At 65.8% G+C, this 6763-nt stretch carries 4 protein-coding genes and 1 pseudogene; 2 read left to right on the top strand and 3 right to left on the bottom strand.

What is annotated here, in order from left to right:
* Both XH84_RS03970 and fliP read left to right on the top strand, forming a co-directional pair.
* Positions 1-236, top strand: a pseudogene (locus XH84_RS03970) (flagellar biosynthetic protein FliO); the annotation flags it as partial.
* The gene (gene fliP, locus XH84_RS03965; protein ID WP_128917951.1) at positions 233-988 is read left to right on the top strand and encodes a flagellar type III secretion system pore protein FliP; all 756 of its coding nucleotides are present in this window, start codon (positions 233-235) and stop codon (positions 986-988) included. The pseudogene XH84_RS03970 and the gene fliP, both read left to right, overlap by 4 nt.
* Before the next feature lie 224 nt (positions 989-1212).
* On the opposite strand, the gene XH84_RS03960 is transcribed toward fliP, so the two are convergent.
* The 3 genes from XH84_RS03960 to XH84_RS03950 all read right to left on the bottom strand — a co-directional run bounded on the left by XH84_RS03960 (position 1213) and on the right by XH84_RS03950 (position 6638).
* The gene (locus tag XH84_RS03960) at positions 1213-4941 is read right to left on the bottom strand and encodes a tetratricopeptide repeat protein (RefSeq protein ID WP_164936063.1); all 3729 of its coding nucleotides are present in this window, start codon (positions 4939-4941) and stop codon (positions 1213-1215) included.
* 236 nt (positions 4942-5177) lie between these two features.
* Complete coding sequence (locus tag XH84_RS03955) at positions 5178-6029, bottom strand: tetratricopeptide repeat protein (protein WP_245471594.1); 852 nt, start codon at positions 6027-6029, stop codon at positions 5178-5180.
* A gap of 102 nt (positions 6030-6131) precedes the next feature.
* The gene (locus XH84_RS03950) at positions 6132-6638 is read right to left on the bottom strand and encodes a FecR family protein (protein WP_245471593.1); all 507 of its coding nucleotides are present in this window, start codon (positions 6636-6638) and stop codon (positions 6132-6134) included.
* Positions 6639-6763 lie beyond the last annotated feature (125 nt).

The following is a 6763-nucleotide window of genomic DNA, read 5'->3' as shown; positions in this document are numbered from 1 at the left end:
AGCAGAACCTCGCCGAAATGGCACAGCGGTTAGAGGCTGCGCTCCGCCGCCCCGCCGGCGAAACGGTCGCGCCTCCCGTCGCGCCGGAGCCGCCGTCCGCTCCCGCGCGGGCGGTACGCAGCGAGCCGGCGGCGCCACCGGCTCCGCCGCCGAAGCCGGCCGCGGAAAAGACCAGCTTTGAAAATCTCGAAGACGAGATGGCCTCGCTGCTCGGCCGTCCGAAGCCGTCTTCGTGAGGCTGCCGTCCCTCCCGCGTAGAGTTCTTTTCCTTTCTGTCCTGTTAGTCGCGGCCTCGCTCGCAGGCCTTGCGCATGCGCAGGACATCAGCATCAATCTCGGCGGCGGCGCTGGCGGCGGCGTCACCGAGCGCGCGATCCAGCTGATCGCGCTGCTCACGGTGCTCTCGATCGCGCCGTCGATCCTGATCATGATGACGTCGTTCACGCGCATCGTGGTCGTGCTGTCGCTGCTGCGCACCGCGATGGGCACGGCGACCGCGCCGCCGAACTCGGTGATCATCGCGCTGGCCATGTTCCTCACCTTCTTCGTGATGGGACCGGTCCTGCAGAAATCCTACGACGACGGCATCCGCCCGCTCGTCGCCAACCAGATCGGCGTCGAGGATGCGCTGCAGCGCGCCTCCGTCCCCCTGCGCGGCTTCATGCAGAAGAACGTGCGCGAGAAGGACCTCAGGCTGTTCCTGGATCTCTCGGGCGAGCCGGCGCCGGCCACCCCCGACGACCTCGCACTTCGCATCCTCGTCCCCGCCTTCATGATCTCCGAGCTGAAGCGCGCCTTCGAGATCGGCTTCCTGTTGTTCCTGCCCTTCCTGATCATCGACCTCGTCGTCGCCTCGGTGCTGATGTCGATGGGCATGATGATGCTGCCGCCGGCGACGATCTCGCTGCCGTTCAAGCTGATCTTCTTCGTGCTGGTCGACGGCTGGTCGCTGGTGGCGGGCAGCCTGGTGCAGAGTTACGGGGGGTGACGGCGGACTCGGAGACACCGTCAGCCCCGCATCCTCTCCGCTCCCAGCGATAGCGTCCGGCCCCCTCCACGTCATTGCGAGGAGCTCTTGCGACGAAGCAATCCAGGCTGCCGCCGCGGAAAGATCCTGGAAAGATCCTGGATTGCTTCGCTCCGCTCGCAATGACGGAGAGTGAGGTGGCAGATTCCCGCAACTCTCCCACCGGATGGCGCGACTGATTGGCCCTATCGCGTCATCTTGATCTGCCGCACCACGGGAATCATCGGCAATGAGCCGGTGTGCTCGGCTTCGTCCTTGGCGTGGGGGGCGGCTGGTGCGCGGGCGGTGGCGTCGGGGAAACGCTGCTTCATCTCGCGCAGGAAGCCGTCGAGCGTGTCGACGCTGGCGGCGAGCTTGGCGATCTCGGCGAATTCGGCGCTGGAGGCCGCGGCCGGCTTGCTGGCGATGTCGAAGGCGAGACGGTCGGCGCTTTCGCTCATCAGTGGCGCGTATTTCTCGCGGAAGCGCGACAGGCCGATCGAGTCGTCGGCGAGCGCATAGCCGACGGCGGCGCGGATGATGTCGCTCTTCTCCACCGCGTTGAGCGGCTTGAAATCGCGGAAGCGCTCGCCGTAATAGAGCTCGATCTGCTCGGCGGCCTCGCGCCAGCGCCGTGCCGCCCAGAAGATGTCGGAGCGCAGGCGAAGCACTTCGCGCCCGGAGACGTTGGAGACAATGTCGAGCGCGAGATCGTGACGACCGACGTCGCTCTGCGCGCGCGCTTCCAACAGCAGGCGCTGCTGCCTGAGCTCGCCGGAGAGATCGCTGATGCGGCTCGCGCGCAACGCGGTGATCGCCATGTCAGGCTTGCGGTTGGCGAGATAGATCATGGCAAGGCGCGCGGCGACCTGGGCACGCGCGGCGCCTTCGAGACGATGGTCGACCTGGTATTGCAAGAGCTCGGCGGCCTGGTCGAGCAGATCGATCGAAGCGAGACGGTCGGCGAGCCGGCGGATCAGCTCGTCGCCGCGACGGCCGATCGGCGTCAGCTCTCGGAATTCGTAGAACATGCCGAGCGCTTCGACCGGCGGCAGCTCGTCGCCCTTCGGCCCTACGAAGATCTGCGTGAACAGCTCGGAGGCGAGATCCTGCGCCTGCCGGGAGGCTTCCGCGTTCGGCTGCAGCCGCGTCGCGGTGCGTGCCGCGGTGAGCGCGTCGCGGTAGCGCCCGCTCTCGGCATACATCCGCGACAGCATCTGGAGCGTCTTGACCTCGATCGAGTCGCCGCGCCAGGTCATGGACAGGGTCTCGAGCTCGCGCAGCGCGTCTTCCTTGCCGATCTCGTCGCGCTTCTGGCGCAGCGCGACCTCGAGCTGCTTGGCCTCCGCCGCCGCAGGCCGGTCGGCCGAGGCGACTGCGAACTTGTAATCGTCGAGCGCGTCCTTGTCGTGGCCGAGCGCCTCGGCGAGCCGGCCGCGCAGCACGGCGAAGCCGGGCGCCGCCTCGGGCGAGACGCCGACCACCTCGAGCTCGCTACGGCGCTTGGAGGCGCCGGCATAATCCTTCACCTCGAGGGACGCGCGCATCGCGTCCATCGTCACGATGCGCTGGATGTCGAGCGGCAGCGAGGCGATGGCGAATTCGACGTTCTTGAATTTCTCGCGCGCGTCCGCCCATTTGCCCTGACGCGCAAAGGCGAGTGCCTTCCAGAGCTGGGAATCGTGGCTGTTGCCGATCACGGGATTGGCGAGGTCCTTCAGGCCCTGCGCCGGCCGGCCGATCAGGATATTGGCGATCGCATGCATGATCAGCGCGCCGCTCTCCTCCTTGTTGAGAGGATCGGTCAGCATGACGTCAGTGACGGCCTTAGCCTCGTGATACATCGCGCGCGACATGTAGAACTGCGCGAGGTCGAGCCGCGGCAGCGAGCGCAGCGCCGGCTCGACGGCCGAGATCGCCGTCATCAGCTCGCTCTGGCGCGCGATGAAGTTTTCCGACTGGCCCTTGCGCCAGCCTTCGGGGCTGAAGACCGGGCGCACCGCGGTCGGCGCCCGCTCGGCCGAGATGTCGACCGGCGACAGCGTCAATCCGCCCTTCTTGCCGAGGATCACCTTGTCGGAGCCGACCTCGACGCCGACCTCGTCGGAGTTCGGCCGGATCGCGATGCCGTGCGCGGATTCCAGCAGCGAGAGATCGACGAGGTCCTGCCGCTTGATGAAGCCGCGCACCGGCCGCTGCGCGGTGACGACATAGAGCATGTCGCCGGCGTCGGGATCGGTGAGCTTGTGCAATTGGCCCGGATTGGCGAAGGGGATCGCGATGTTGGCGAGCGCGGGGTCGGTGATGTTGCGCGACATCATCAGCGGCAGCGGCGTCGACTGGATCTTGTCGGCCAGCGTCAGCAGCCAGTTGGTCTCCTTGCCGACCTCCTCGCTCGCCAGCGAGTAGACCAGCGGACGGGTGAGACGGATGCGCACCGCCTGCCCCTTGTCGAGCGGAATGCGGCCGACCTCGCCGATCATCGCGCCGCCCTTGGTGCGGATCGCCTCGACATCGATCGGCTTCGGTGTATCGAACACCAGCCAGACAGTGTCGCCGCGGCGGAACGCGGCCGCGGCCGTTGCGACCTGAATCGGGAACGTCACGCGCAAGCCGTCGCTGTCGCGGCGCGCATCGACGCCGGCGATCGTGGGCTGCTGCGCAGGTTTGACCGTTTCCTTGGCGGCTTCTTTGACCGGCTCCTTCGCGGTCTCTTCGGCAGGCGCGGGCTTAGGCGGCGCGGCCGCAGCTTCAGCAACGGAGGACGCCGGCTTCGCTGCTTCCTTCACGGCCTCCTTGGGCGCTTCCGGAGCGTGCGCCGCCTCAGCCGCGGGAGCCGGCGCCGGCTTCGGCGCTTCAGCGGCCGGCATCGCGGCGGGCGCTTCCGGCTTCGCCTCGGGCTTGACGTCGGGCTTGACGTCGATCTTGGCTTCGCGCGCGATCGTCTCGGACGTCGGCGGCGCGATCTCGCGATGGGCGTCCTTCGGCTTCTCGGCCGCGGGCTTGTCGGGCGAAGGGTGAGATCCGTGACCGGCAGGCTTCATCTGCGCGATCGCCGCCTCGGGCGTCGCGGCGGTCTTGCCCCGGTCGGGCTGGAAGGACACGTCGACGACGTAGTTCTTTTCGTCGCGGAACGAATGCACGTCGGAATCGCCGATCAGGGCGATCTCGACATTGGTCTGGTCGATGTCGGCCTTCTGCTTGATCGAGGCGACGTTCGGCGGTGCCGCGACGACCGCGTCCGCCAGATCGAAATTGAGGTTGGCGTTGAAAGCCAGCGTGAGCTTCTGCTCGTTCAGCACGGAGGACACGCCGACACCGTCAGGCATCTCGAACACGAAGCGGACGAAGGTCGGCTGCACCGAGGCACGCACGCGGATCGGCGGACGCTTCCTGGTCTCGGCCGCGGCGCGCTGGGCGCGCAGAGCGCGCTCGGCGATGCGCGCACGCTCGGCGAGCTCCTTGACGACGTCCAGGGGCAGGCTCGGCGGCGGCCCCTTCCAACCCTCGGGCAAGAGGTCGATGAAGGTGCGCTCGCCGGCGTTCATGGTGTTGACCGTGACGCGCCGCGCCAGCGACAGGCGGATGGCGTTGCCGTCAGGATCGCGGCGCGCGGAGTTGATGTAGTCGGGCGCGCCTTCCGGCACGCGGTCGACGGGAACGTCGACGGGCCGGTCGAAGCGGATGATGAGGATGGAGCCCGCGGTCGCCACCTCGGAGGGAACGTCCTCGCCGAGCTTGATGACGAGACGGGCAAAGCCGCCGCCGGCCGAAAAAGTTGCCTCGCCCCTGACGGGATCGGCCGCCCGGGCAGGCGCACCAAGGCCGATCAGCAGGCAGACCGCCAGCGCGCCCGCGTTTCGGACATGACGCGACAGGCCCGGCACGAAAGCGCGGGCTCGCGACACAAATCCAGCGGCAGCCTCTCGCGCCATTGGCGGCATTTCTTCCGTTTCGTCGGTCGACGCCGGTCCTGATGCCGGCCCCTGCCGTCGACTGTAGGTCTCGCCAATTAAGGACTTGTTAATGCTATATCTTGATTTGCTCTTGAGGCAGCACGCCGTGCCGCATCGAGCGTCGACGGATCCGCCGTATTTGAATTTGAGACGCCGATGGTTAAGGACTTGTTAACGCTTGCACAACGGTCCTGCCCGGGAATTGGCCAGTCCCATCACGGCATCCCATAGCGGACAAAGGCTTCGTCGATTCGAGCGTCGATCCTCTTAGCCGCCGACATATCGCTTTGGCCACCATCCGTGTCGCCGAGCTTGAAGCGGGCAAGCCCTCGGCCGTACAGCGCGCTAGCAAGCTTGGGGGCGAACCGCAGCGCTGAGTTGTAGTCATCTATAGCCGCGGAGAATTGCCCCATTTTCAGATTTATAAGAGCTCGCGAGTCGTATGCTGCCGCGTTGTTTGTTTCCGATCGAAGCACAATATCGCAGTCTCCCAGCGCAGCCTGCAAAGCGCCAAGGACGGCTCGGGTCCAACAGCGGCCGCTCCGCGCCGCCTCCAGCTTCGGATCAAGGCGAATTGCCTCGTCATAGTCCTGCGCGGCACGATCGTACGCGTTCGCCTTCAGGTAGGCTGCCGCGCGGTTGGCATAGGCAGCGCCATAATTCGGGTTGAGCTTGAGCGCCTCCTCAAAAGCGCCGATCGCTAGATCGTGCGCGCCCGTTCTCAGATAGGCCACGCCGAGGTTGTTGAAGGCTTTCGCATAGTTCGGGTCAAGCCTGGTCGCTTCGAGGAAATCCTTGATCGCGCGTTCGTAGTCGGCTTTAGCGCTATAGGCATTCCCCCTGTTGTTGTAGGCGACAACGAAGCCGTTCAGCGCTCCCTCGCCCGCTTCGATGAACGCCGTGCAGCCATCGATCCGAGCTTCGGGTGAGACGTGGTCTGAGCCGTTACACAGTTCAACCGTCTTGAGGGAGCTGCCCTTCTGCTTCTGCGCCCAGCCCGACGAACTGGACAGCACAAGCATAAGAGTGAGCATCACGGCCTGGATGAAATTGCCTCTTGCGGTCATTTTCACACCACGTGTCGAGTCCGACAGTGAACGAAGCCCCACTGCTCATCTCTCCCTGGCCGGCGCTGCAAGCACCCGGCGGCTTCGAACCAAGCGAGTTTCTCAGCATCCTCGACAGATGTTGAGCCTTCGATTGCTGCTTCGATCGGGCTCCGGCGCCGCGGATGTCGGCGGCTTCTTCAGGAGCTTGCTCTGGCCCTCTTCGATCAAGGTCGAGAATCTGACCGACCCATCATCCGCAATCTCGATATGCGGCGTCGTGCCCCGGATCCCGAGCGTGGCGACGGGGGTATCGACCTTCATGTCGCCTGTCTTTGCGACGCTGCCTGCAACAAAGGTGAACGTTCCCCTGGCGAGATTGAATAGGCTCGCATTGGACTTGCCGGCCGGCTCATACACATAATGATCCAATGCCATGCGGGCGTTGCTCGATAGATTGAACGAGCTGCCGTCGGTGAAGTTGATGCCGACCCGGCCGTCGGCCCCGGTCTGCACCACATCACCAAGATATACGGGATCACCCGTATTGGCCCGGACGGGGTCACCCGAGACATTTGCCTGAACGATCACTGCGCCCGCATGTTCGATCGTGACCGAGCCGGTGGCCACCACCACCTTCCCAATCGGTTTCGATGACGAGGTAGCGACGGCGGGCTTGGCGGAATCGATTTGCGCTTGAGCTGCACCCGGCAAGAAACAGGCAAGCGCCACAACGAGGCCGGCGGCCAGCGCGC

Source organism: Bradyrhizobium nanningense, assembly GCF_004114535.1.
Taxonomy (GTDB): Bacteria; Pseudomonadota; Alphaproteobacteria; order Rhizobiales; family Xanthobacteraceae; genus Bradyrhizobium; species Bradyrhizobium nanningense.
Note: the sequence above shows the minus strand (reverse complement) of the source record. Positions and strands in the feature narration are given on the sequence as shown.

Coding starts and splice junctions, on each gene's coding strand:
- XH84_RS03960 (WP_164936063.1), bottom strand. CDS start 4,941: ATGGCGCGAGAGGCTGCCGCTGGATTTGTGTCGCGAGCCCGCGCTTTC.
- XH84_RS03955 (WP_245471594.1), bottom strand. CDS start 6,029: ATGACCGCAAGAGGCAATTTCATCCAGGCCGTGATGCTCACTCTTATG.